The 23,427-nt window shown below is 68.0% G+C and carries 24 protein-coding genes, 1 tRNA gene and 1 pseudogene; 18 read left to right on the top strand and 8 right to left on the bottom strand.

All coding sequences use genetic code 11. The features are described from left to right. Positions 1-18: 18 nt before the first annotated feature. A complete protein-coding gene (locus tag LEL84_RS14720) occupies positions 19-273 on the bottom strand; it encodes a DUF2510 domain-containing protein (RefSeq protein WP_058253034.1) in 255 nt (84 codons plus the stop codon). An 88-nt stretch (positions 274-361) separates the two neighbouring features. After that, positions 362-1,106, bottom strand: a pseudogene (locus tag LEL84_RS14715) (DUF72 domain-containing protein); the annotation flags it as partial. Between the two features lie 132 nt (positions 1,107-1,238). Between LEL84_RS14715 and wrbA the strand changes: the two are divergent. The 4 genes from wrbA to LEL84_RS14695 all read left to right on the top strand — a co-directional run bounded on the left by wrbA (position 1,239) and on the right by LEL84_RS14695 (position 4,130). Then, positions 1,239-1,838: an NAD(P)H:quinone oxidoreductase gene (gene wrbA / locus LEL84_RS14710; RefSeq protein ID WP_226512014.1), complete on the top strand. Its 600-nt coding sequence runs from the start codon at positions 1,239-1,241 to the stop codon at positions 1,836-1,838. Between the two features lie 290 nt (positions 1,839-2,128). Beyond that, on the top strand, positions 2,129-2,623 hold the full coding sequence (locus tag LEL84_RS14705) for an FBP domain-containing protein (RefSeq protein WP_065630688.1): 495 nt from the start codon (positions 2,129-2,131) through the stop codon (positions 2,621-2,623). Between the two features lie 450 nt (positions 2,624-3,073). Then, positions 3,074-3,502: a nitroreductase family deazaflavin-dependent oxidoreductase gene (locus tag LEL84_RS14700; protein WP_065630635.1), complete on the top strand. Its 429-nt coding sequence runs from the start codon at positions 3,074-3,076 to the stop codon at positions 3,500-3,502. Positions 3,503-3,581: 79 nt separating this feature from the next. Continuing rightward, positions 3,582-4,130 (top strand): dihydrofolate reductase family protein, encoded by a 549-nt coding sequence (locus LEL84_RS14695; RefSeq protein WP_226512013.1) that lies wholly within the window; start codon positions 3,582-3,584, stop codon positions 4,128-4,130. A 6-nt stretch (positions 4,131-4,136) separates the two neighbouring features. Here LEL84_RS14695 and LEL84_RS14690 read toward each other — a convergent pair whose 3' ends face one another. Then, entirely contained in the window at positions 4,137-4,571 is a 435-nt protein-coding gene (locus LEL84_RS14690; RefSeq protein WP_211540292.1) for a DUF309 domain-containing protein, read from the bottom strand. 153 nt (positions 4,572-4,724) lie between these two features. Further along, a tRNA-Leu gene (locus LEL84_RS14685) sits at positions 4,725-4,810 on the bottom strand. A 277-nt stretch (positions 4,811-5,087) separates the two neighbouring features. Here LEL84_RS14685 and LEL84_RS14680 point away from each other — a divergent pair. From LEL84_RS14680 to pknB, 7 genes are all read left to right on the top strand, one after another. Next, a complete protein-coding gene (locus tag LEL84_RS14680; protein ID WP_226512012.1) occupies positions 5,088-6,422 on the top strand; it encodes a DUF3662 and FHA domain-containing protein in 1,335 nt (444 codons plus the stop codon). Between the two features lie 222 nt (positions 6,423-6,644). After that, positions 6,645-7,109: an FHA domain-containing protein gene (locus LEL84_RS14675; RefSeq protein ID WP_058253019.1), complete on the top strand. Its 465-nt coding sequence runs from the start codon at positions 6,645-6,647 to the stop codon at positions 7,107-7,109. Further along, entirely contained in the window at positions 7,106-8,620 is a 1,515-nt protein-coding gene (locus tag LEL84_RS14670) for a PP2C family protein-serine/threonine phosphatase (RefSeq protein WP_226512011.1), read from the top strand. Before LEL84_RS14675 ends, LEL84_RS14670 begins: the two co-directional genes overlap by 4 nt. Further along, a complete protein-coding gene (locus tag LEL84_RS14665) occupies positions 8,617-10,050 on the top strand; it encodes an FtsW/RodA/SpoVE family cell cycle protein (protein WP_065630650.1) in 1,434 nt (477 codons plus the stop codon). The genes LEL84_RS14670 and LEL84_RS14665 overlap by 4 nt, the downstream gene beginning before the upstream one ends. Next, positions 10,047-11,546: a peptidoglycan D,D-transpeptidase FtsI family protein gene (locus LEL84_RS14660; protein WP_065630651.1), complete on the top strand. Its 1,500-nt coding sequence runs from the start codon at positions 10,047-10,049 to the stop codon at positions 11,544-11,546. Before LEL84_RS14665 ends, LEL84_RS14660 begins: the two co-directional genes overlap by 4 nt. Beyond that, a complete protein-coding gene (locus LEL84_RS14655; protein WP_226512010.1) occupies positions 11,543-12,910 on the top strand; it encodes a protein kinase domain-containing protein in 1,368 nt (455 codons plus the stop codon). The genes LEL84_RS14660 and LEL84_RS14655 overlap by 4 nt, the downstream gene beginning before the upstream one ends. A 92-nt stretch (positions 12,911-13,002) precedes the next feature. Next, a complete protein-coding gene (gene pknB / locus LEL84_RS14650; RefSeq protein ID WP_226512009.1) occupies positions 13,003-14,949 on the top strand; it encodes a Stk1 family PASTA domain-containing Ser/Thr kinase in 1,947 nt (648 codons plus the stop codon). A gap of 199 nt (positions 14,950-15,148) precedes the next feature. Here the strand turns inward: pknB and LEL84_RS14645 are convergent, their stop codons facing one another. Beyond that, a complete protein-coding gene (locus tag LEL84_RS14645) occupies positions 15,149-15,808 on the bottom strand; it encodes an aminodeoxychorismate/anthranilate synthase component II (protein WP_078114064.1) in 660 nt (219 codons plus the stop codon). Between the two features lie 149 nt (positions 15,809-15,957). On the opposite strand from LEL84_RS14645, the gene crgA reads away from it, so the two are divergent. Together crgA and LEL84_RS14635 are read left to right on the top strand one after the other, a co-directional pair. Further along, complete coding sequence (crgA, locus tag LEL84_RS14640) at positions 15,958-16,248, top strand: cell division protein CrgA (RefSeq protein ID WP_010843022.1); 291 nt, start codon at positions 15,958-15,960, stop codon at positions 16,246-16,248. Positions 16,249-16,363: 115 nt separating this feature from the next. After that, positions 16,364-16,867 carry a PH domain-containing protein gene (locus LEL84_RS14635; protein ID WP_159369729.1) on the top strand — a complete coding sequence of 168 codons (504 nt, stop codon included), beginning with the start codon at positions 16,364-16,366 and terminating at the stop codon, positions 16,865-16,867. 13 nt (positions 16,868-16,880) lie between these two features. Here LEL84_RS14635 and LEL84_RS14630 read toward each other — a convergent pair whose 3' ends face one another. Next, entirely contained in the window at positions 16,881-17,594 is a 714-nt protein-coding gene (locus LEL84_RS14630; protein ID WP_226512008.1) for a rhomboid family intramembrane serine protease, read from the bottom strand. Positions 17,595-17,803: 209 nt separating this feature from the next. Then, the gene (locus LEL84_RS14625; RefSeq protein ID WP_058253011.1) at positions 17,804-18,325 is read right to left on the bottom strand and encodes a peptidylprolyl isomerase; all 522 of its coding nucleotides are present in this window, start codon (positions 18,323-18,325) and stop codon (positions 17,804-17,806) included. A 110-nt stretch (positions 18,326-18,435) separates the two neighbouring features. Here LEL84_RS14625 and LEL84_RS14620 point away from each other — a divergent pair, with 110 nt between their 5' ends. Both LEL84_RS14620 and LEL84_RS14610 read left to right on the top strand, forming a co-directional pair. Beyond that, complete coding sequence (locus LEL84_RS14620) at positions 18,436-18,615, top strand: hypothetical protein (protein WP_171011560.1); 180 nt, start codon at positions 18,436-18,438, stop codon at positions 18,613-18,615. Positions 18,616-19,535: 920 nt separating this feature from the next. Further along, complete coding sequence (locus LEL84_RS14610; RefSeq protein WP_165629292.1) at positions 19,536-19,781, top strand: DUF4190 domain-containing protein; 246 nt, start codon at positions 19,536-19,538, stop codon at positions 19,779-19,781. Positions 19,782-19,833: 52 nt separating this feature from the next. Here the strand turns inward: LEL84_RS14610 and LEL84_RS14605 are convergent, their stop codons facing one another. Then, positions 19,834-21,318 carry a DHA2 family efflux MFS transporter permease subunit gene (locus LEL84_RS14605; RefSeq protein WP_226512007.1) on the bottom strand — a complete coding sequence of 495 codons (1,485 nt, stop codon included), beginning with the start codon at positions 21,316-21,318 and terminating at the stop codon, positions 19,834-19,836. Positions 21,319-21,396: 78 nt separating this feature from the next. Here LEL84_RS14605 and LEL84_RS14600 point away from each other — a divergent pair, with 78 nt between their 5' ends. The 3 genes from LEL84_RS14600 to LEL84_RS14590 all read left to right on the top strand — a co-directional run bounded on the left by LEL84_RS14600 (position 21,397) and on the right by LEL84_RS14590 (position 23,313). Then, positions 21,397-21,648 (top strand): hypothetical protein, encoded by a 252-nt coding sequence (locus LEL84_RS14600; RefSeq protein ID WP_068970751.1) that lies wholly within the window; start codon positions 21,397-21,399, stop codon positions 21,646-21,648. Continuing rightward, a complete protein-coding gene (locus tag LEL84_RS14595; RefSeq protein WP_226512006.1) occupies positions 21,638-22,486 on the top strand; it encodes an SDR family NAD(P)-dependent oxidoreductase in 849 nt (282 codons plus the stop codon). Before LEL84_RS14600 ends, LEL84_RS14595 begins: the two co-directional genes overlap by 11 nt. Before the next feature lie 107 nt (positions 22,487-22,593). Next, positions 22,594-23,313 carry a type 1 glutamine amidotransferase domain-containing protein gene (locus tag LEL84_RS14590; RefSeq protein ID WP_058253007.1) on the top strand — a complete coding sequence of 240 codons (720 nt, stop codon included), beginning with the start codon at positions 22,594-22,596 and terminating at the stop codon, positions 23,311-23,313. Positions 23,314-23,427: the final 114 nt, after the last annotated feature.

Genomic DNA, 23,427 nt, shown 5'->3' with positions numbered 1-23,427 from the left:
TAAATGAGGTGACGCCGGTCACGCGAGGTGAGCCGGCCGGCTACTAGTCTGCGCCGACGCGGGCCGCGTGTGAGCGGTCCAGGCGTGGCCGTCGTGGTACCGGTCCACGTCCGGATACTGCGGGTCCGGGTACCAGCCACCCATCCCATTCCGTCCGGCGTCGACAGCCGAGTTCTTCGACTTACGGGACACCAGTACGACGATGCCGACGATCCCGGCACCGAGAACCGCCAGCAGCACGAGCAGGACGGCGAGCATCAGGATGATCGACATGCACGTACCGTACCGAGACCGGCGGGCGGCGCCACCGGGCCGACGCTCCGATTCCGTCGAATGACGGACCGCCAATGGGGTCAGCTCCGACGGTCTTCACCGTCGTGCCCATGCGTCGCGCGCGGCGGATCATGATGGCGGCGTTGTCGATCGCGGCGCATCCCGGGTCGTTGTTGAAGTAGACGTAGACGTCACACGAATCGTCGAAGGACTCCGACAGACGGCGTAACCAACTGTCGATCGCCCGGGTTCCATAGCTCATCGGTCGTCGAGACGTCCCGTCGTGAAGGCGCAGGTATCCGAAATCGGCTGTGCGCCAAAGAGGGTTGAGGATTCGGTTCTTCCGGTCGGCCCAGCACAGCGCCGCGTTGTGCCGCTCGAGGACCGTCCTTGTCTCGTCGCACCACCAGGACTCGCGCCGGGGTTCGACGGCGACCTGCACCGACGTCGGAAACCTCGCGAGCGTCTCGTCGAGGGCGTCGGGGATGGCGCGGAGAGTGGGCGGCAACTCCGAGGAGCACCGGTCCCAGCCGGCCGTCGAGCCCGGCCGACCGATCGAGGAACCGCTGGACCGGTTCGGCCGGCTCGTTGAGCCGTTTGATGTGCCCCAGATAGCGACTCATCTTCGCGGCCATCCGGAAGTCGGCGGGGACCGTCTCGGCCCAGCGCTCGAACGCCTTCCGCTCGGGCAACCGGTAGAAGGTGTTGTTGACCTCGGCGGTCGGGAATCGCCGCGCATAGAAGTCCAGCCACAGTCGTTGTGGGAGCTTCTCGGGATAGAAGGCACCGCGCCAGTCCCGGTACTGCCAGCCGGAGGTGCCGATGAACAGCATCGCGCAACTATCCGTTCGGGACGGGGCTACGAATCCCGTCCACGACGAGTACCCGGTATGCGCGTGGGTGTCGACTCACGGCTCGTGGGTACCCGTCGGTGGCACATGCCAATCACCGAGACGGGAGTACACATGACCAAGCTGGCGATCATCTACTACTCGGCCACCGGACACGGCACTGCGATGGCACAGGTGCTGTCGGATGCCGCTGAATCCGCCGGTGCCGAGGTCCGAGTCCGCCACATTGCCGAAACCCGGGACCCGCAGACGTTCGCCGAGAACCCGGCCTGGTCGGCCAACTACGAGGCCACCAAGGACCTACCCGCCGCGACCGGCGACGACATCGTCTGGGCAGACGGCGTCATCTTCGGGAGCCCGACGCGGTTCGGCAGCACGGCTTCGCCGTTCCAGACATACATCGACTCTCTCGGGGGACTGTGGGCCGAGGGCAAGCTCGCCGACAAGGCCTACGCCGCCTACACCTCCAGCAACACCGCCCACGGCGGGCAAGAGACTACCCTCACCGCTCTCTACACATCGCTGATGCACTTCGGCGGCATCCTCGTCCCGCCCGGGTACACGGACGGACTGAAGTTCGCCGACGGCAACCCGTACGGCGTCTCCCATGTCACGGGTCCGGAGAACAAGAACGAGCTCGACGACGCGACGAAGGCCGCGCTCGAACACATGGCGGAGCGGGTGGTGCGGATCGCGGGCCTCCTCGCTGCCTGATAGTCGTCGCTCACGAGATCCGTTCCCGCTCAGCCGTTTGGTTCGGGCGGGGACGGATCTTGTGAGCGCGCGGGTCGCCGTAATCGAGTTGACAGCGAAGGTTCGGCGGTTCACCATCGGTCCTCGTGTCTGTCAGTGTGTCGCCCTCCGGGCGTGAGGAGGTCGTCGGCGTCGTGCGCGCCGACGGTTGATTAACCCGCTCCGATCGGCGCGCGTCCCCGCAGTTGTGGACCGCGCCGGTCGAATCGTGCACTCTTTTTCCTCCTCCGACACCTGAGGTGTATCCACTCATGCATTCCTTGACCGAAACCCAGATCCGTTCGTCGTTCGTCAACGCCTCGCTGCGCGAACGCAAGAGCGTGACCCTTCCACCCGACTTCGACGACTTCGACTGGGAGCGAATCGATTTCGTCGGCTGGCGCGACCCGAAACTACCGATGGTCGGATACGTGGTCATCCCGACCGACGACGACGTCGTGGGCATCATGCTCCGTCTCGGTGGCCGCCAGCCGCGAACCCGGCCCCTGTGCTCGTTCTGCGAGGACGTGCACCTGCCCAACGAGGTCGCCTTCTTCAGTGCGAAACTCGCCGGCGCCGCGGGACGCAAGGGCAACACGGTCGGGACGTTGATCTGCTCGAACTTCGAGTGTTCGGCGAACGTCCGCGCTAAGCCGTCGGCCATCTTCTCCACAGACGACCCCGAAACCGTTCGGCAACAACGCATTCAGGCATTGCGGAGCCACCTCTCCGGCTTCGCAGCGCGGGTGGCGAGCGGCGACAGCTGACGCGCGCCACTGCTCCCCGAGCTGAGAGCCGCCGAAGTTTACGGAGCCGTGTCATCCCGCCCCTGAGCAGCGAGCTTGCGAGCGGATCCCCCGCGCCCTGAGGAGCGAGCTTGCGAGCGGACCCCCGCACCCTGAGGAGCGAGCTTGCGAGCGGACCCCCGCACCCTGAGGAGCGAGCTTGCGAGCGTATCCCCTGCTCCCTGAGGAGCGAGCTTGCGAGCGTCACGAAGGGTCTTGGTGAGATGCGTGGCAGACCCTTCGTGACGCGCCCTCCGCAAGCTCCGGGCGCTCCTCAGGGAGCAGAGCGGGACAGTGGTTCCGCGGCTCTTTCGGATCAGGGAGCAGAACGGGCCAGCGGGCCTGCGTGTTTGTCGACTAGAGGGAGCGTGGGGGTGGGACCGGGTGTCCGCTGAGCTTTCGGCCGACGGTCAGAGCGGCGATAGTGGACCCATGACGTCGCTGTTCATCCGAGCGCTGCAGACCCACCAATGGCTCTACGAGCATTCCGGCGGACTCGTCGGCCACCGGCTGCTGATGGGCAATCCCACGCTGCTGCTGCGCACAATCGGCCGCCGCACCGGGGAGGCCAGGTGCAATGCGCTCACCTATGCGCGCGACGGCGAGGCCTACCTGGTGGTCGCGTCGAACGGCGGATCGCCGCGACCACCGGGGTGGCTCGCCAACCTCAAGGCGCACCCCAACGTCGAAGTCCAGGTGGGTCGTCGTCGGATTCAGGTCACCGCGCGGGCGACCTACCCCGATGACCCGGACTACGCCCGGCGCTTCGTTCTCGTCGATGAAGTCAACAAGGGTCGCTACGCCGGCTATCAGAAGAAGACGACGCGCCCACTCGCCATCGTCGAGCTGACGCCGCGCTAACAGCGTGCCGTTCCGATGACTATCGACCGGCCCGCCGGTCGGTATCTGGGAGACAACGTCAACGACCCCCGGGAGAAGCATGCGCACGCTGGCGATCACCCAGAACATGACGCTCGACGGTTCGATCGAGATGTTGACCAACTGGTTCGACCCGACCGTCGAGGCGCCGGACCTCATGGCCGAGTCCCACCGGCAGGACGCCGAGGCCGATGCGCTGCTCGTCGGCCGGCAGACCTTCGAGGACTTCCGCGGCTTCTGGCCGCACCAGACCGACGACGCCACCGGGATCACCGACTATCTCAACACCGTGGACAAGTACGTGGTGTCGAGCACGATGACCGACCCGGAGTGGCAGAACTCGACGGTGCTGTCCGGCGATGTCATCGACGAGGTGACCGCACTGAAGAACGCCGACGGCAAGGACATCGTCGTGACCGGCAGCATCAGTCTCTGCCACACGCTGATCGGAGCCGGTCTCGTCGACGAATACCGGTTGTTCGTCTACCCGACCGTCCAGGGGTCGGGAAGGCGTCTGTTCCCGGACGGCCTGGAGATCCCGACGCTGCGGCTCGTCGACACCAAGAGTTTCGAGCTGGGCGTCTCGCTGCTGCGTTACCGAACGGTGTGACCCTGTTCAGGCCGGCTCGGAGTTGATCTCCGCGAACGCACGGTCGCGGATCGCCGCGAGATCCATCCCGTACGTCAGTCCGTGAGACTGCTCGTACTCCTCCAGCCGCGCAGCCGCCCGGTCGTAAAGTCGGCGGGCGCCGACGGCATTGCCGCGACGATGGTGCGTCAGTCCGACGCAGAGCTGGGCCAACCCCTGCCACAGCGGACGCTCTTCCGGCGGACACGACTTCCAGCGGGTCTCGAACACCTCGTGCGCGGAGAACGGCCGCCCGTCGTCGAGCAGTTGGCACGCGAGCGCGATCGTCTCGTCGGGCGGCAACGGCTCCTCGGACACGGGTTCGACGCCCCGCTCGCCGTACGGCAGCGGCCGCCCCAGCTCGTCGCGCGGCCGGGCCTGACGGGCGCGGCCATCGGGGTCGCGATCGCGGTCGTCGGACACCGAGCACCTCCTGGGCCGTGTGATCGCATCCTGTCGGTCAACCGGTCTCACGCAGTCGACGCAAGATCTGTGAACGACAGGACGGTACCCATCTGAAGGGTCCGGAAACGAGAAAAGTCAGGCTGCCGTGTGCAACCTGACCTTGTCCGCTCATGGTGGGCGAAGGGGGACTTGAACCCCCACGTCCCGAAGGACACTGGCACCTGAAGCCAGCGCGTCTGCCATTCCGCCACTCGCCCGTGGCCACCGATGTTCCGGTGGGCATGTCGTCGAACTGGGTGTGTCCGGCGACTGGACGACGATAGCAGCACGCCGCCACCGAAACAAAACTCGATCTCCGACGTTGCATTTGTGCAGTACGTCGGGTTACGTCAGATGCCGAATACACACCAATGGGACAGGTGTTGCAGACGGTGCACCAGTTGCCTTGGTGGCACAGTTGGCCGTTGATGTCGCTATCATCAAACAAGGCCAGATGCACGGCGACACGCTCTATTGCCGCGAAAGGAGGTCTCGGTGGGGATCCTGCAACGACTGGAACGCAAGCTCGAAGGTGCAGTTGACGACGGTTTTGCCCGTGTCTTCGGTGGTCAGGTGGCCCCGCAGGAGATCGAGAACGGGCTACAGCGAGAAGCCGAGGAGTCGCTCGAGAACCTCGGTGACGGTACGGTCCTTGCGGCCAACAGCTACACGCTGCTGTTCAGTCCCACCGATCATCAGCACATCGCTGCGGAATACGAGCTGAACCGCAAGACTTTCTCGAAGCATTTGGAAAACTTCATCAAGGACAACGGGTGGCAGACCTACGGCAAGGTCGTCGTAGAGTTCGAGCAATCGCCGTCCTTGCACACGGGGATCTTCCGCGCACGCGGCACGGTGAACCCGGATGCGCGGCCCCGCCCGGTGGCGGCGCGTTCGGAACAGCCGCACGGTGCACCGGTCCCCGGCCCGCCGGCCGGACGCCCGGCCCCTGTTCCCCCACCTACCGACGCCCCCGACCAAGGAGCCCCCAAGATGACTCAGAATCCCGGATACGACCAGCGCAGGGGCGCCGATCCCGCGTACGACCAGTACGGCCAGGGGTCAGGACAGCAGGGCGACCAGGGTTACGGCCAGCAGGGCTACGACCAGTACGGTCAGCAGCCCGGTTACGACCAGGGATACGACCAGCAGGGTTACGGCCAGCAAGGCTACGACCAGGGTTACGGCCAGCAGCCCGGCTACGGACAGCAGGGTTACAGCCAGCAGGGCTACGACCAGCAGGCCTATGGCCAGCAGCCCGGGTACGGCCAGCAGGGCTATGAGCAGCAGGGTTACGGCCAGCAAGGCTACGACCAGGGTTACGGTCAACAGCCCGGCTACGGACAGCAGGGTTACGACCAGCAGGGCTACGGACAACAGCCCGCCTACGACCAGGGTTACGGGCAGCAGGGCTATGAGCAGCAGGGCTATGAGCAGCAGGGCTACGGCCAGCAGGCGTACGGTCAGCAGCCCGCCGGGTACGACTACCAGGGCGGGTACGACCAGGGTTACGGCGCGGGCCGGCCGGCAGCGGGGTACGCCCCGTCGTCGATCACGCTGCTGCTCGAGGACGGCAGCAACCGCACCTTCCAGCTGCACGAGGGATCCAATGTGATCGGCCGCGGACAGGACGCACAGTTCCGTCTTCCCGACACCGGCGTTTCGCGCCGGCACGTGGAGATCCGCTGGGACGGCGCGACCGCCATGCTCACCGATCTCAACTCGACCAACGGCACCACCGTCAACGATCTCCAGGTGAACACCTGGGAACTCGCCGACGGCGACCGCATCCGCGTCGGACACTCCGACATCACCGTTCGGTTCCAGTAGACCCGCATACGCCGAGCGCACGCCCACCGCGGGCGCGCGGCAGTCGACACCGGCCAGAGACCACTCCGGCCGGTTGATACTGAACTGTCATATCCGAATGACCGGGTTCGGCGGATCTGCCCATAAGATGCAGTCGGGTCCGCTCCTTTCGATCGGCGGTCCGACGACTGCTGCCGCGGGTACGACCCGACCGAGACGGAACGCGCTGGAGGTGAACACGACATGCAGGGCTTGGTGCTGCAACTGACCCGCATCGGGTTCCTGTTGTTGCTCTGGTTGTTCGTCTTCGCCGTGATCCGCACCCTGCGCGCCGACATCGCGTCGGCCGGCGGTCTGCGTATGCCCCGGTACTCGGGCGGCTCGGAGAAACGACGCCGCGGTGGTGGCGTCCGCGGCGCGGCCCGCTACCTCGTGGTGACCCACGGTGCACTGGCGAACACTCGGATCAGCCTCGGCCAGCAGCCGGTCCTGCTCGGACGCGCGGACGACTCGACGCTCGTGCTCACCGACGACTACGCCTCCGAGCGGCACGCGCGGCTCTCGCGACGCGGCGACGACTGGTACGTCGAAGACCTCGGCTCCACCAACGGCACCTACCTCGACCGTTCCAAGGTGACGACCGCGGTCAAGGTGCCGCTGAACACGCCGATCCGCATCGGCAAGACCGTGATCGAGTTGCGCCCGTGACACTTGTGTTGCGCTACATCGCGCGCAGCGACCGCGGTCTCGTTCGGTCCAACAACGAGGACTCCTTCTACGCGGGTCCGCGCCTGCTCGCACTCGCCGACGGCATGGGCGGCCACGCGGCCGGCGAAGTCGCCAGCCAACTGGTCATCCGCGCGCTGAGCACGCTCGACGACGACGAGCCCGGCGGCGACCTGCTCACCCAGCTCGACAGCGCCACCCGCGCCGGCAACGAGGCGATCGCCGCGCAGGTGCAGGAGTCACCCGAACTCGACGGCATGGGCACCACGCTCACCGCGATCCTCTTCGCCGGTAGCCGAATCGGGTTGTGCCACATCGGCGATTCTCGCGGCTACATGTATCGCGACGGTGCCCTGACCCAGATCACCCGCGACGACACGTTCGTCCAGACCCTCGTCGACGAAGGTCGGATCACCGCCGAACAGGCACACACCCACCCGCAGCGTTCGCTGATCATGCGCGCGCTGACCGGCACCGAGGTCGAGCCGACCCTCACCATGCGGGAAGCGCGCGCGGGTGACCGGTACATGCTCTGCAGCGACGGCCTGTCGGACGTCGTGACCGAGGACACCATCGCCGAGACCCTCGGCTCCATCGCTGACCCCAAGGAGTGTGCGGACCGCCTCATCGAGCTCGCACTGCGCGGGGGCGGCCCCGACAACGTGACCGTCGTCCTCGCCGACGTCGTCGACACCCAGTACGGCGACTCGCGACCGATCGTCGGCGGGGCGGCCGGCGCCAACGAGGAGATCTACACCCCCGATCCCGCCACCGCCGCGGGACGCGCCGCGGCACTGCGCCCGCCGCCTGCCGAACCGCAGCGCCCGACGGTGCTGACCGAGGACGAGCCCCCCGCCAAGCATAAGAGCAAGTACCGCCGCTGGATCGTCGCCGGAGTCGCGCTGGCCGTGATCGTCGCGCTCGTCGTCGGAATCTTCGTCGTCCGCGCCATCGTGCGCAGCAACTACTACGTGGCCGCCGACGACACCGGCGATGTGCTCATCTACCAGGGTTCACCGGAGAAGGTCTTCTTCCTGTCGATGAGCAACCCGGTGCAGCGCGTCTGCGTCGAAGATCTCGACCAGGCGGAACCGAGCTACACGTTCATCTCCTACGACGCCTCCTGCGAGTTCCCGCTCAACGTCGATGACCTGGTGTCGGGACCTGCCCAGTCGGTCAAGAACGTGATGATCCGGAACAAGAGCGAAGAACAGATCCAAGGCGTCGTCACCGACGAGCTCACCTTCCGCTGCGACAACGCACCCTCGTCGCCCTCCCCCGCGCCGACTCCCCCGGCACCGGCACCGTCGGAGTCGACGCCGAGCACCGATCCGTCCGCCCCGGCACCCCGCGCCACCGCGGCGCCGGCACCGGGCATCCCGCAGCAGGGCGCCACCGAATCGGTGGCACCGTCCACCGGCAACGCCGGGCCGGCCGACACGCCCGCACCTGACCAGGACGCCGTCACGAGCTGCCGGCAGCAGGTGAGATGACTCAAGCCGCGCCCGCCCCGCACGCCCCGCCACGCCAACCCGCCACGAGCACCGGCCGCAACGCCGAACTGCTGCTCCTGGGATTCGCCATCGGCCTGGTGACGGTGGCGCTGCTCATCGTCCAAGCCGCCCAGGGCCAGAACCTGACCTGGGACATCCTCAAGTACGTCGCCGCGTACACCGCACTGTTCGGGGTCGCCCATCTGGTGGTTCGCCGCTACGCACCCCACGCCGATCCGATCATGCTGCCCGTCGTGGCCGTCCTGAACGGTCTCGGCCTGGTCCTGATCCATCGTCTCGACCTCGGCACGGGCAACACCGGGGAGTCGGTGAATGCCACCGAGGCGACCCGCAACGCCGATCAGCAGTTGCTGTGGGCAGTGCTGGGCATCGTGGCGTTCTCCGCGGTGCTCATCCTGATCCGCGACCACCGGACACTCTCGCGGTACGCCTACACGCTCGGCCTCGGCGGACTGGTCTTCTTGATCATCCCGGCGATCCTGCCCAGCGCGTTCTCGGAGATCAACGGGTCGAAGAACTGGATCATCACGCCGTTCTTCTCGATCCAGCCCAGTGAGTTCTCCAAGATCCTGATCATCATCTTCGCGGCCGCGGTGCTGGTCTCCAAGCGTGATCTGTTCATCACCGCCGGTCCGCACGTGCTCGGTGTCGACCTCCCGCGCGCCCGTGACCTCGGTCCGCTGCTGGCTGCCTGGGCCATCGCCATCGCCGTCATGGTGGTCCAGAAAGACCTGGGTACGTCGCTGCTGATCTTCGCGACCATCCTGACGATGCTCTACGTGGCCACCTCGCGCGTCGAATGGCTGGTGCTGGGCATCGGGCTCTTCGCGATCGGCGCGGTCTTCGCGTGGTCGATCTTCTCGCACCTGCAGACCCGGGTCTCGGTGTGGCTGAACCCCTTCGAGGACTTCGACGGCTCGGGCTACCAGATCGGGCAGAGCCTGTTCGGTCTGGCCACGGGCGGACTGTTCGGCACCGGACTCGGTTCGGGCCGGCCCAACATCGTGCCGTTCGCCAACACCGACTTCATCATCTCGACCATCGGCGAGGAACTCGGCCTGGCCGGCCTCACCGCGATTCTGCTGCTGTACATGATCTTCATCCACCGCGGTCTGCGGACCGGCATCGCCGTCCGCGACAGCTTCGGCAAACTCCTGGCGACCGGTCTGGCGTTCACCATCGCGATGCAGATCTTCGTCGTCGTCGGCGGCGTCACCAAGTTGATCCCGCTGACGGGTCTCACGACGCCGTTCCTGTCCTACGGCGGATCGTCGCTGCTGGCCAACTACATCCTGGTCGCGTTGCTCATCCGGATCTCGAACGCCGCGCGGGAACCCGATCCCGGGAAGAAGCGTCCCGCGGCCAAGCCCGTCGAGGCACTGCCGACGCAGGTGGTGAAGCGTCGATGAACAAGCCGATCCGCAATGTGTCGATGGCGGTGATCGTGATGATCATCGCCCTGCTCGCCAACGCCACCTACGTGCAGGTGTTCAAGGCCGACGCCCTCAAGACCGACCCCCGCAACAATCGGGTGCTGCTCGACGAGTACTCCCGGCAGCGCGGCCTGATCACGACCGCCGACGGCACGGTGATCGCGTTGTCGGTGCCGATCGAGAGCCGCCTGAAGTTCCTGCGCCAGTACCCGCGGGAGGGCGCCGAGGCGTTCGCCCCGGTCACCGGTTTCTACTCGTTCCAGTACCTCGCGAGCCAGATCGAGCACTACGAGAACAGCATTCTCAACGGCTCCGACGACCGGCTCTTCGGTCAGCGGTTCATGGACATGTTCTCCGGGCGCGACCCGCGCGGCGGCAACGTCGTCACGACGATCAACCCCAAGGTGCAGCAGGCCGCGTACCAGGCCATGCTCAACGGGCCGTGCGACGGTCCGTGCCGCGGGGCCGTCGTGGCGCTGCAGCCGAACACCGGCAAGATCCTGGCGATGGTCTCGACGCCGAGCTATGACCCCAACCGGCTCGCGAGCCACGACCAGGAGGTCCGCGAGAGCAGCTGGGAGGCGTGGAACCGGCCCGGCGACACCGCGCAGCCGATGCTCAACCGCGCGATCAGCCAGCTCTACCCGCCCGGCTCGACCTTCAAGGTCGTCACCTCGGCCGCGGCCCTGCGCGACAACATCACCCCGGGCATCCGCCTCACCGCAGCTCCGACCTTCCCGTTGCCGGGCACCGACGTCTCCCTCCCGAACTACGGCGGCGAGACCTGCCCCGGGTCGTCGGGCGGAACCGTGTCGCTCGAGACGGCGTTCAAGTACTCGTGCAACACCGCCTTCGCCGAACTGGTGACCGAGAAGATGTCCGACGCGATCCCCAAGTTCACCGAGACCGCGAGCCTGTTCGGCCTCGACCAGCCCGGCCCGGACATCCCGATGCCCGTCGTCGACTCGACGGTCGGGCAGATCCCGTCCCTCGACGTCCTCGCACAGGCGTCCATCGGCCAGCGTGACGTCCGGCTCACCCCGCTACAGAACGCGATGATCGCCGCGACGGTGGCCAACGGAGGTGTGCGCATGCAGCCGTACCTGGTCGACAAGTTGCAGGCCGCGGACCTGCGGACCCTGCAGACCACACCGCCGACGACGGCCAACAAGCCGATCACGCCCGAGCAGGCCGCCGAGCTGACGTCGATGATGATCGAGTCGGAGCGGTCGACGGCCGGCGCAGGCGGCCCGGTGTCGATCGCGTCGAAGACCGGTACGGCGGAGAGCGGATCGAGCACGGACACCCCGTTCTCGTGGTACATCGCCTTCGGACCGTCGTCGAACGCACAGATCGCGGTGGCCGTCGTGGTGGAGAATGGACAATTCGGCGCGGACTCGGTCGGAGGGACCGTCGCGGCGCCGATCGGACGAGAAGTGATCAACTCACTGGTGGGAGGTGGCAGTCGATGAGCCTGCAGAACGGCACCACCATCGGCGACCGGTATCGACTCATCCGCCTGATCGCCACGGGCGGCATGGGCCAGGTGTGGGAGGCGCTCGACACGCGCCTGAATCGTCGCGTCGCGGTGAAGGTCCTCAAGGCCGAGTACACCAGCGATCCGGAGTTCATCGCGCGGTTCCGCGCGGAGGCCCAGACCACCGCGAAGCTAAACAACCCCGGGATCGCGAACGTCTTCGACTACGGCGAGACCCCGGATTACAACGGCGGCGACCCGCTCGCGTACCTGGTGATGGAACTCGTCGACGGTGAGCCCCTGAACTCGGTGATCTCCCGCCTCGGGCGGTTGTCGCTGACCAACACCCTCGACATGCTCGAGCAGACCGGCCGCGCCCTGCAGGCCGCGCACAGCCAGGGACTCGTCCACCGCGACGTCAAACCCGGCAACATCCTGATCACCCCGGTGGGCCAGGTGAAGATCACCGACTTCGGCATCGCCAAGGCCGTCGACTCCGCCCCGGTCACCAAGACCGGGATGGTCATGGGTACCGCGCAATACATCTCCCCGGAGCAGGCCACCGGCGACGAGGCGACCGCGGCGTCGGACGTCTACTCGCTCGGCGTCGTCGGCTACGAGGCCCTCACCGGGCGTCGTCCATTCCTCGGCGACGGTGCGATCACCGTCGCGATGAAGCACATCCGGGAGGCACCGCCACCCCTGCCGACGAACCTGCCGTCCGGGGTCCGCGAGCTCATCGAGATCACGATGGCCAAGGAGCCGCGGCAGCGTTACGCCAACGGTGGTGAGTTCGCCGACGCGGTCGCCGCCGTGCGTGCCGGGCGGCGTCCGCCGCGACCGGGCGCGATCGCCGGTGCCGCGGCAGGCGCAGCGGGAGCCGCCGCGCTCGGCGCCGCAGTCGCTCGTGGGGCCACCCCGACGGGTGCGGCCTCGCGGCCGGTGACCCCTCGGCCGACGTCGCGGACCGCGGTGGCGCCACCACCGCCGGACAACAGCTGGACCACCGGTCAGAAGGTCCTGGCCGGCATCGCGGCCGCCCTTCTCGTCGGTGCCATCGGGCTCATCGGGTTCTATCTGGTGAACAGCGGGAACGGGGACGCGGCGACACCACCGCCGCCGTCGACGACGGTCGTCGAGACCACGACCGCGGTGGAACCGACGGAGGAGCCCGACGAGCCGACCACGACTCGACGCACGACCCGTACGACCACCAGCGAAGAGACGTCCAGCGAAGAAACGACGACGGAGACGACCACGCCGCGTCAGCAGACCGACACCTCCGAGCCGCCGCCGGACCCCGGTGCCGCCACCGGCACCCCGTGTTTCCCCGGCGTACCGTTCTCACCGCTGTGCTGATGGTGCTGTGTGTACGAGCCATGCGTTTGAGCCGATAGTTTCCGAATGACCCGTTCTGACCACAGATCCTGAGGGGCGAACCACCGAGGCCGATGTCGACACCACACCACCTCTCCGACCGCTACGAACTCGGCGAAACGCTGGGTTTCGGTGGCATGTCCGAGGTGCACTATGCGCGCGACCTGTTGCTGCACCGCGACGTCGCGGTGAAGGTGCTGCGTGCCGACCTCGCCCGTGACCCGTCGTTCTATCTCCGGTTCCGCCGCGAGGCCCAGAACGCGGCGAAGCTGAACCACCCCACGATCGTGCAGGTCTTCGACACCGGCGAGGCCGAAACCGAGGACGGCCCGTTGCCGTTCATCGTGATGGAGTACGTCGACGGTGACACCCTGCGAGATGTGTTGCGCGCCAACGGCCCGATCTCGCCGCGACAGGCGATGACGTGGATGGCCGATGTCGCCGCGGCGATGGACTTCTCGCACCGCAACGGGATCGTCCACCGAGACATGAAGCCGGCGAACGTGATGATCGACAAGTCCGGCGCCGTCAAGGTCATGGACTTCGGCATCGCCCGCGCGATGAGCGACTCGACGTCGACGATGACCCAGACGTCCGCGGTCATGGGTACGGCGCAGTACCTGTCGCCCGAACAGGCCCGTGGCATCAAGGTCGATCCGCGCAGCGACATCTACTCGATGGGGTGCGTGCTCTTCGAACTGCTCACCGGCGAGCCACCGTTCACCGGGGACTCGCCGGTGGCGGTCGCACACCAGCACGTGCACGAGGATCCCCCGTGGCCGTCGCACGTCCGGCCGGAGATCCCGCGCGAACTCGATTCCGTCGTCCTCAAGGCGATGAGCAAGAACAAGGACAACCGGTATCAATCAGCGGCCGACCTGCGCGCCGATCTGATCCGGGTGCTCGCCGGTGGCAAACCGTCGGCGCCGATGCTGCTCTCGGACGAGGAACGCACCGAGTTCATCGACACCGGACCGCGCCGGCCCACCCGGACGGAGACGACCGGTCCGCGCCGGCCGATCGCGGGCCGCACCTCGAACGGCAACGGCGGAAACCACCGGCGTGACGAGGACACCGAGGAGACACCCCGACGCCGCTCACGGCTCCTCATGGCCGGCGCGCTGCTCGCCGTCGTGGTGCTCGTCGGAGGTCTCTTCCTGTGGTCGCCGTGGGGTTCGGGCTCGGCGGCGCAGGTGTCGGTGCCGGCGGTCTCCGGACTCAGCTCCGACGACGCGCAGGCCTCGTTGGAACGGGCCGGCTTCGAGGTGCGTGTGCTCGAGGAACCGAGCCTCGACGTCGGTGTCGGTCTCGCCACGCGGTCGACCCCGGGTGAGGGCGTGATGGCGGCCGAGGGCTCCGAGGTCGCGCTCTATGTCTCGACGGGTCCTCAGCGTGTTCGATTGCCGTCGGATCTCGTGGGCAAGACGCCGGCCGAGGCGTTGGATCAGCTCAAGGTGCTCGGGTTCACCAACGTGCGAACCGACCGCGTGGACTCGACGACCGAGATGAAGGACAAGGTGGTCTCGACGGCACCGGCCGTCGGCGCCGAGGTCCCGGTCAACGGTGCGGTCGTCGTCAACGTGGGCAACGGCCCGCGCGAGGTGACGGTCCGCGATGTCGTCGGCATGTCCCAGAGTCAGGCACGAGCCGTGCTGGAAGAGCTCGGCATGATGGTCGTCGTGGTCGCGGCCGACTCCGAGCGTCCGGCCGGAGAGGTCATCAGCACCTCACCGGGTCCCGGGTCGACCACAGAGCAGGGCAGCACCGTGCAGATCAGCGTGTCGCGGGGCAACCTCTTCACCGTCCCGAACCTCCGGGGCAAGACGCCTGCCGAGGCCCAGGCCGATCTCGAGCGGGCCGGCTGGGAGCGGTCGACGCTGACGCGGCAGACCCGCAACGTGCCGCTCGGCAGCCCCGACGACGGTCGCGTCGTCGGCCAGGAGCCGAATCCCGGGTCCCAGGCCCGCAAGAGCGGTTCGATCACGATCATCGTCGGCCAGGCGAGCCTGCTGCCCAACTGAGCTTCTCTGCTGGTTGAGCCGGCACCGAGCGGAGCCGCCGGGCCGAGCAAGCGACGAAGGAGCGCGCCGAGGTCGAGGAACCGAGTCTCCGCTGGTTGAGCCGGCACCGAGCGGAGCCGCCGGGCCGAGCAAGCGACGAAGGAGCGCGTCGAGGTCGAGGAACCGAGTCGAAACCACTTCGGTGACCTCGCCACCGAAGTCAGCCGACCGCGGTCGCCATCTCGGCTTCGAGGGCGGCCACGCGGGTCTCGTCGATCTCGATCCCACATGTCTTGAGCCAGTTGGCGAGCATCCGGTGACCGCCCTGGGTCAGGACGCTCTCCGGGTGGAACTGCACGCCGTGGATGGGTAGTTCACGGTGGGCCATCGCCATCACGATGCCCGACTCGGTGCGTCCGGTGACGACGAGTTCATCAGGGATCGTCTCGGGGAGCACCGTCAGCGAGTGATAGCGCGTGGCGGTGAACGGATCCGGCAGTCCTTCGAGCACGCCCGCGTCGTCGTGGAAGACCAGTGAGGTCTTGCCGTGCAGGAGTTCCGGTGCGCGGTCGACGGTGCCGCCGAACGCCGCACCGATCGCCTGGTGTCCCAGGCACACACCCAGCAGCGGCAGTTCCCGTTCGGCGGCGACACGGACCATCGGCATCGTCGCGCCGGCCCGCTGCGGCGTGCCGGGACCGGGGCTGAGCAGGACGCCGTCGAATCCGGCAACGGCCTCGCGCAGATGGTCGGGATCAGCCGGGGAGAGTTGCGGGTCGTCGTTGCGCCACACGACGGCCTCGACGCCCAGCTGGCCCAAGTACTGGACCAGGTTGTAGACGAAGCTGTCGTAGTTGTCGACCACCAGAATGCGACTCACGCGAGAAAGGCTACCGCCGAAGCGGGTGGTCGGCGTCGGCGACCTGGTGAGATACCGTAGATCTCGAGTGTTTGCCAGTGGCGGGGACGAGCTCACCTTCTCCCGCCCGCGTACGACCGCCCCGGCGGTGCCGCACAACAGAGGAAGTCATGCCGAAGTCAAAAGTCCGGAAGAAGACCGATTACACCATCAACCCGGCCAGCCGGACGCCGGTCAAGGTCAAGGCCGGCCCTTCGAGCACCATCTATGTAGGCGTCATGCTCGGCCTGATGGTGCTGGGTCTCGCCTGGCTCGTCGTCTACTACCTGGCCGCCACGCCCACCGCGTACGGCGGCGAGGGCCAGGTCCTGCATTGGATGGCCGAGCTCAACTCGTGGAACTTCCTGATCGGTTTCTCGCTGATGGTGGCGGGCCTGTTGATGACGATGCGTTGGCGGTAGACGCCGACGGTCGTTCGCGTGTCGAATGCGCTGAGCTGCTGAAACACACGCGTGTAAGTTATCCACACTGTGGAAATCACATGTGTGTAAGTCATCCCCACTGTGAGTAACTCCTGTGGATAACTCCGAGGTCTCTTACACACACGCGTGGGCGACCCCCGTCGGCGCCGGTCTGGCCGGCTGCCTCGGCGGCGTCGCGTTGGTGGTGGCGGCGGTCGTCGCCGCCGCCGATCCGGCCGGCATGGTCCTGATGGGCGTCGCCGGGATTCTCCTTCTCGTGCTCGGCGCCTACACCCTGCTGGTGCGTCCCCGACTGGCCATCACATCGGGGCCGAACCCCGCTCTGGTCCTCGGGACCTTACGAGGCCAACGGACGTACCCCCCGGAACGCATCGAACGGATTCGGACGCTGTCGATCCGTCGGGTCGGCCGGCGGGTCGGACAGTTGGAGATCGACGTTCTCGACGACGACGCAGCCGGCACGACCGCGCACGACCGCGGCGTCGGCCCTCGCGACGACACCCGACTCGTGGTCTTCAGCCGCTGGGACCTCGGGACCGACCTGCCGACCGTGGTCGACGCGCTGCGCGACGCCGGCTTCGTCGTCGACGAGGGATAGGTCGCGCCGCAGCTCAGCGGATGTAGACGAGCCCGTCGTACGCGACGCCCGCGCCGATGCCGAGCCCCAGCGCCACGACGAACAGTGCGGCGAGCGCGATCCAGCCGACACGACTCGCGGCCTGGGGAGTCCGACGACCCGCGGGCAGCACAGCGTCGGGGAGGTACACGACGGCCGCGGTGGCGGCCGCTCCGAAGGCGAGCCCGCCGAGATGTCCGAGGACCGAGATGCCGGGCAGGGAGAACGACAGCACCACGTTGAAGCCGATGATGAGCAGAACCGGGACCGGGGACACGCGGGCCTTGAGGATGATCACGAGCATCGCGCCCATGAGTCCGTAGATGGCTCCGGAGGCTCCGGCGGTCAGGGCGCGGTCGTCCTCGAAGAGCATGACGGCAGCGCTGCCGCCGAGCAGTGCGATCAGGTAGACGGCCAGGTATCGGCCGATGCCGAGGGCGAGTTCGAGATCGCGGCCGAGGATGTAGAGCGACAGCATGTTGACGGCCACGTGCATGACGCTGAAATGCAGGAAGCCCGCGGTGAGGAGACGCCAGTACTCACCGGCTGCGACGTCGCTCTTGAGGAGGTCGCCGGCGGCGAAGATCGCCGCACCGCCTGGATCGCCCACTCCGGCCTGGAGAACGCACAGCGCGAAGATCAGCAGGTTGACCGCGATGAGCGCGTACGTGGCGTAGGGCTGCGTCGGGGCCGTGCGGGTGCGCGCCATCACGGGGACACCGCGGCGTGGGCCGCCGAGCGACGGCGACCGTTGCACGCCGTCGTTGCGGAGGCATTCGAGACAGTGCTGGCCGACCGATGCCGGACGCAGGCACTCGGGACACGCCGGCCGTCCGCACCGGCTGCAGGACAGGCCGGTGGGACGGTCGGGATGCCGGTAACACACCGCCCGCTGCGGGGCGGTGTGTTCCGGAGAGGTCAGTTGACCTCGATCTTCTCGATGACGACCTCGTCGAGCGGGCGGTCGCTGCGGTCGGTCGACGTCGTGGCGATCGCGTCGACGACCTGCTGCGAAGCCGGATCGGTGACCTCACCGAAGATGGTGTGGCGACGGTTGAGGTGCGGGGTCGGGCCGACGGTGATGAAGAACTGCGAGCCGTTGGTACCCGGGCCGGCGTTGGCCATCGCGAGCAGGTACGGACGGTCGAACTGCAGCTCCGGGTGGAACTCGTCGCCGAACTGGTAGCCGGGGCCGCCCATGCCGGTTCCGGTCGGGTCGCCGCCCTGGATCATGAAGCCGGAGATGACGCGGTGGAAGACCGAGCCGTCGAAGAACGGGCCGGAGTTGCCGCCGGACGCGTTGGGCTTGCTGTACTCCTTGCTGCCGTCGGCCAGCCCGACGAAGTTCTCGACCGTCTTGGGTGCGTGGTTCGGGAACAGGTCGACCTTGATGTCGCCGCGATTGGTGTGGATGACTGCGGAGCTTTTCGGTGTAGTCATCCCTCCATCCAACCACTCACCCGGATCCGCTGGTCGGGACACGGCCCCGAGGTGCGCAGATGCACCGGGCGGGGTGGCAGCGGCGCACACCGGCTGGCACTCTTGAGCCCATGTCCAAGAACTACCTCTTGACCGCGCTGGGTGTGGTCGCCGCGTCCGTCACCGCCGCCGTCGTCGTCGGCTCGCTGCGTCGCGCCCGACGCGTGGTGGCCCCGGTGTCCCCGACCGTCCCGCGGATCGAGGAGGTCCGCGAGGCGCTCGCCGAGAGCACCGAGACGCAGGCTTCGTGACCCGCCGCGGCCGACGCGACACCGGGCCGCTCGCCACGCACGGGTAATTTGGTCTCGTGACCTCAGACGACGAGCGCTCCCCGAACCCGCCGCCGGGGTCCGGCGGCGCAGACGACCGGACCCGCGAGTCCTGGTCGGCGCCCGAGAGCTCCGCACCGACGAGCAACCCGGCGCCGTGGGAACGGTCCCCCGCACGACCTGCGGGCTCGCCGACCTCGTCGCAGGGAGCCGACGCTCCCGACCGTTCCGACGGCCGGCCGGCGCCCCGCGGTGACTTCACGCCGCCGCCGGGGGGTCGACCACCCACCAGACCCGGGCCCCCGCCGGGCCGGCGACCGGCCCCGCCGCGCGGTGACTCGTTCGGGACGTCTGGTCCCTCCGGGGGACCGCACCCGCCCGGTGCGCCGCGTCCGCGGCCGAGCGGCCCCGGGCCCGTGCCGGCCGGGCCGGTGGCGGGCGCAAACCCCACCGTGCAACGCCCAGGCGGCAATTCGTCCGGCCCGGGTCCGCGACCGCCGATGCCATCCGGTCCGCCCGGACGCCGACCCCCACCCGGTCAACGCCCGGGCCCGGGAGGAGTGCCGTTCGCCAAAGGCGCTCCGCCACAAGGCAATAGGCCCACAGATGGCTCCCGTCCACCCTTCGCCGGGCCCCGGCCGGGTGCAGCCCCGGGCGGACGACCCGACTCCGCCGGTCGGGATTCCGACCGGGACGATCACGCGACACAGGTGGTGGGTGCGGGCGGGCTGGCAGTCGGTCTGTCCGGCGATCCGTCTCCCGACACGCGCGTCGTGGACGGTCCCGCCGCGGCCGGCACACCCGCTGTCGCCGACCGCCCGGACACCGAGACCTCGGGCCCTGCCTCCCCGGCGACCCAGGCCTACTCAGCAGTCGAACCCGCCAAAAGTTCGGAGGACAGCGTGGCTCCCCAGTCCGGTGCCGGTCCGCGCGTCAATCGGATGGCGTTGTGGGCCCTGGCGTTGTCGATCCTCGGGATCACCTTCATCGTGGGACTGGTCCTCGGATACCGTGCGCGCACCCAGATCCGGCAGCGTCGCGAGGTGGGTCTCCCCTTCGCCACCGCCGCCATCTGGGTCGGCTGGGCCTACGCCGGGGTCTTCGTCTTCGGGCTGCTCGTCTACGGGTGGATTCTGTTCATCGCCTGAGCCGGACTCACAAGCGGCGAGCCGCCCATCCGGCCCCTGAGGAGCGAACACGTCACCCCGCCCCCTGAGGAGCGAGGTTGCGAGCGTCCCGAAGGGTCCGCCGCCCCGGCATCACGAACACGGCCGCGAGGAGGGCGCACACGAGAAGACCGGCCGTGAGGAGGTACGTGTCGGCGATCGCCGAGGCCAACTCGGGCGCGGCGTCGATGCGTTCGGCGGGACTCAACGACATCGCACCTGCCACTCCCCGCCGGTCGACCGCCGTGCTGCGCGAGTTCATCAGGGCCGCAATGGTGGCCGTGATCGCGGCCGACGCCAGCGCGACGGCGAACTGGTTCGAGGTCGTGAGGATGGTCGTGCCGCCCGGGGTGTCTGCGCCCTCGAGGTCGCGGGTGGCGGCCGTCATGGTGGGCAGCATCGTCGCGCCGACACCGATCCCCATGAGAGCGAGGATCGCGACGACGGCCGGGTAGGGGGTCGACTCGTCGAGCAGCGTGGCCATCAGAATCATCGCCGTCGTCGACAGCACGATGCCGCACATCGCAACCCGTCGCGGGTCCACGGAATCGGCGACCCGCGTGGCGATCTGGAGAGTGATGCCGCTCAGGAGCGCGGGGAGGACGAACAGCATGCCCGCGGTCGTGGCCGAATCGGACCGGACCGACTGGACGTAGATGGGCAGGATCGTCATCGACCCGAAGTACGCCCCGGCGAAGAAGATCATCACCACGACGCCACCGCGTAGACGCGCGTGCGCCAGCAACCGGAGATCCAGGACGGGCGTGCGGCTGCGCAGCGATCGTCGGACGAAGTAGCCCAGGAGGACCAGGCCGATACCGACCGGGACAAGTATCGATGCCGCGAGCAGCGACCCGGTGTCCCCGGCGCGGGACAGGCCGAGAACCAGGAACGCCCCGCCCGGTGACAGCGCCGCCACGGCTCGCAGGTCGATGCGCGGCATGCGGCGCGTGGCGGTTCGGGGGAAGAACCGCCACGCCAGGACTGCCGCAATCAGGCCGAGGGGCACGTTCACCGCGAAGACGACGCGCCAGCTGCCGTGGTCGACGAGTACGCCGCCCAGCACCGGACCGAGCACGGGACCGACGAGGGTGGGCAGTCCGAGGATGGCCATCATCCGTCCGCGCAGCGCCTCCGGCACCGCCTGCAGCGCGATGGCCATGCCGACGGGTTGCAGCATCCCACCACCGAGCCCCTGGAGCGCACGAAACACGATGAGACTGCCGATGTTCCAGGACAGGGCGGTGAGGAGCGAACCGAGAACGAAGACCAGGAGGGACGCGCAGTAGACCCGTCGGCCGCCGAAGCGGTTGCTGGCGTAGGCCGACAGCGGCATGACCGCGACAAGGGCCAGTGCATACGCGGTGGTCACCCACTGCACGCTGGACAGCGGCGCGTCGAATTCGGTGGTCAGTTGCGGGAGCGCGACGGTCACGACCGTCACGTCGAGCATCACCATGAGGGTCGGGACGACGAGGATGAGGCCGATGCGCCGGCTCGCCGGGTCGAGTGTGATCACGACGACGAGCACACAACCTCAAGTTCAGTTGAAGTCAAGGGCGGTGTGAAATCCCGCGTCTTGGGGCAAGGTGGAGAGATGCCGGACAACGAGAAGCCCACATGGACCACGACCGACGACGAAGTGAAGGCCGACCCCGACATGCGGAGCGACCCCGACGAGAATGGCGGGCCGGCCTCGGCACTGCCCACCGCAGGGGACACCGAGATCGGCGAGACCGACCGAATCCGGGAAGACAAGGCGTCTTACGACGGAGCGCAGCCACCGGCCGACCACACTGACGAGGGTCACGCGGTCGGCGGATCGGAGGGCACGACCGATGGCCAGTGACACCCCGTCCGGACAGAAACGCACCATCGTGCTCACCGGCGCCAGCGACGGGATCGGCGCAATTGCCGCGCGATCCCTGGCCGGACCCGACACCGATCTCGTCCTCGTCGGACGCTCGGCGAAGAAGCTCGCGCCGATCGCCGCCGAGACCGGTGCGCGGCAGTTCACCGCCGACTTCTCCGCGCTCTCGGAGGTGCGGGATCTCGCCGCCGAGATCAACTCCGCCGTCGGGACCATCGACGTCCTGATGAATAACGCAGGCGGGACGTTCGACGCGTCGCACCGCACGTCCGACGGGCACGAACCCAACTTCCAGATCAACCACCTCGCGCCGTTCCTGCTGACCCACCTCCTGCGGGATCGACTGGCCGCGGCCCCGCAATCGCTCGTCCTGAACACGTCCAGCGTCGGCAACCTCTTCGGGAAGGTCGACCTCGACGACCTGGATTTCGAGAAGCGCCGGACCCTCGCGATGCGGCCCTACGGTACGGCCAAGCTGATGAACATCCTGTTCACACGCGGGATCGCGCAGCGCTGGACCGGTGACAAGATCTATTCCGCCGCAGTGCATCCCGGACCGGCGGCAACGAGCTTCGGCCGCGACTCGCGCTTCGTCGGGCTCGCCTACCGGTCTCCGCTGACGCGCCTGGTGACCATCACCCCCGAGCAGGGAGCTGCCCCGCTCATCGCCCTGGCCGAGCGCGGCGCCGACCCGACGGTCAACGGCGTGTACTTCGATCGCCACAAGGCCAATGGTCGGGAGAACCGTCAGGCCCATGACCAGAAGCTGATCGACGGGTTGTGGCTGCGATCGGCGGAACTCACCGGTTTGACGTGACCTGACCCGTCTCCCCCGCCCTGACCTGGGCCGTGGCCGAGACCGCGGTTGTTCTCTACGTTGGCGGTCGGAGACCGACACCGTCTACCTGGACACAGGAGGTTCAGATGACACGCAACATTCTCTTCATCATGACCGGCGCCGGCAGCTGGACGCTGAATGATGGCTCGAGCCACAAGACCGGGTTCTGGGCCGAGGAGGCCGTCGCGCCGCTGGAAGTGTTCCGCGCGGCCGGCTACAAGGTGACCGTAGCCACTCCGAACGGCGCGAAGCCACCGGTCGACGAGACGAGCCTCGCGGTCGAGAGCATCGGCACACCTGAGCGCGCCGCGGAAATCCGCCATGTCGTGGAGACCGCTCCGGAGCTGCAGAAGCCGATCGCGCTCACCGACGTTCGCATCGCCGACTACGACGCCGTGTTCGTCCCGGGAGGCCACGGACCCATGGAGGACCTGGCCGTCGACGCGGACGCGGGAGCTCTGCTGATAGCGGCCGACGAGGCGCAACTGCCGCTCGGAATCGTCTGTCACGGTCCGGCGATCCTGTTGGCGGCGAACAACTCCGACGGCGTCAACGCGTTCGCCGGCCGCACGGTGACCGGCTTCAGCAACGCCGAGGAGGAACAGGCCGGGCTCGCCGACAAGGCTCCCTGGCTCCTGCAGGACCGACTCACCCAGGCGGGGTTCAAGGTCACCCTCGCCGAACCGTGGACGGTCCACATCGAGACCGACGGCAACCTGCTGACCGGCCAAAATCCCGCGTCGTCGGAATCCTTGGCACGCACCCTGCTGGATCGCCTCGAGAACGTGCCGCAGGGTTCCAAGTAGCACCTCTTGCCCCTCGAGGTTCGAGGAGCACACCCTCTGCTCCCTCAGGTGCGAGGAGCACACCCCTGCTCCCTGAGGTGCGAGGAGCGCACCCCTGCTCCCTGAGGTGCGAGC

Origin of the sequence: Gordonia sp. WA4-43 (assembly GCF_020520305.1) — a bacterium.
GTDB lineage: Bacteria > Actinomycetota > Actinomycetes > Mycobacteriales > Mycobacteriaceae > Gordonia > Gordonia hongkongensis.
Note: the sequence above shows the minus strand (reverse complement) of the source record. Positions and strands in the feature narration are given on the sequence as shown.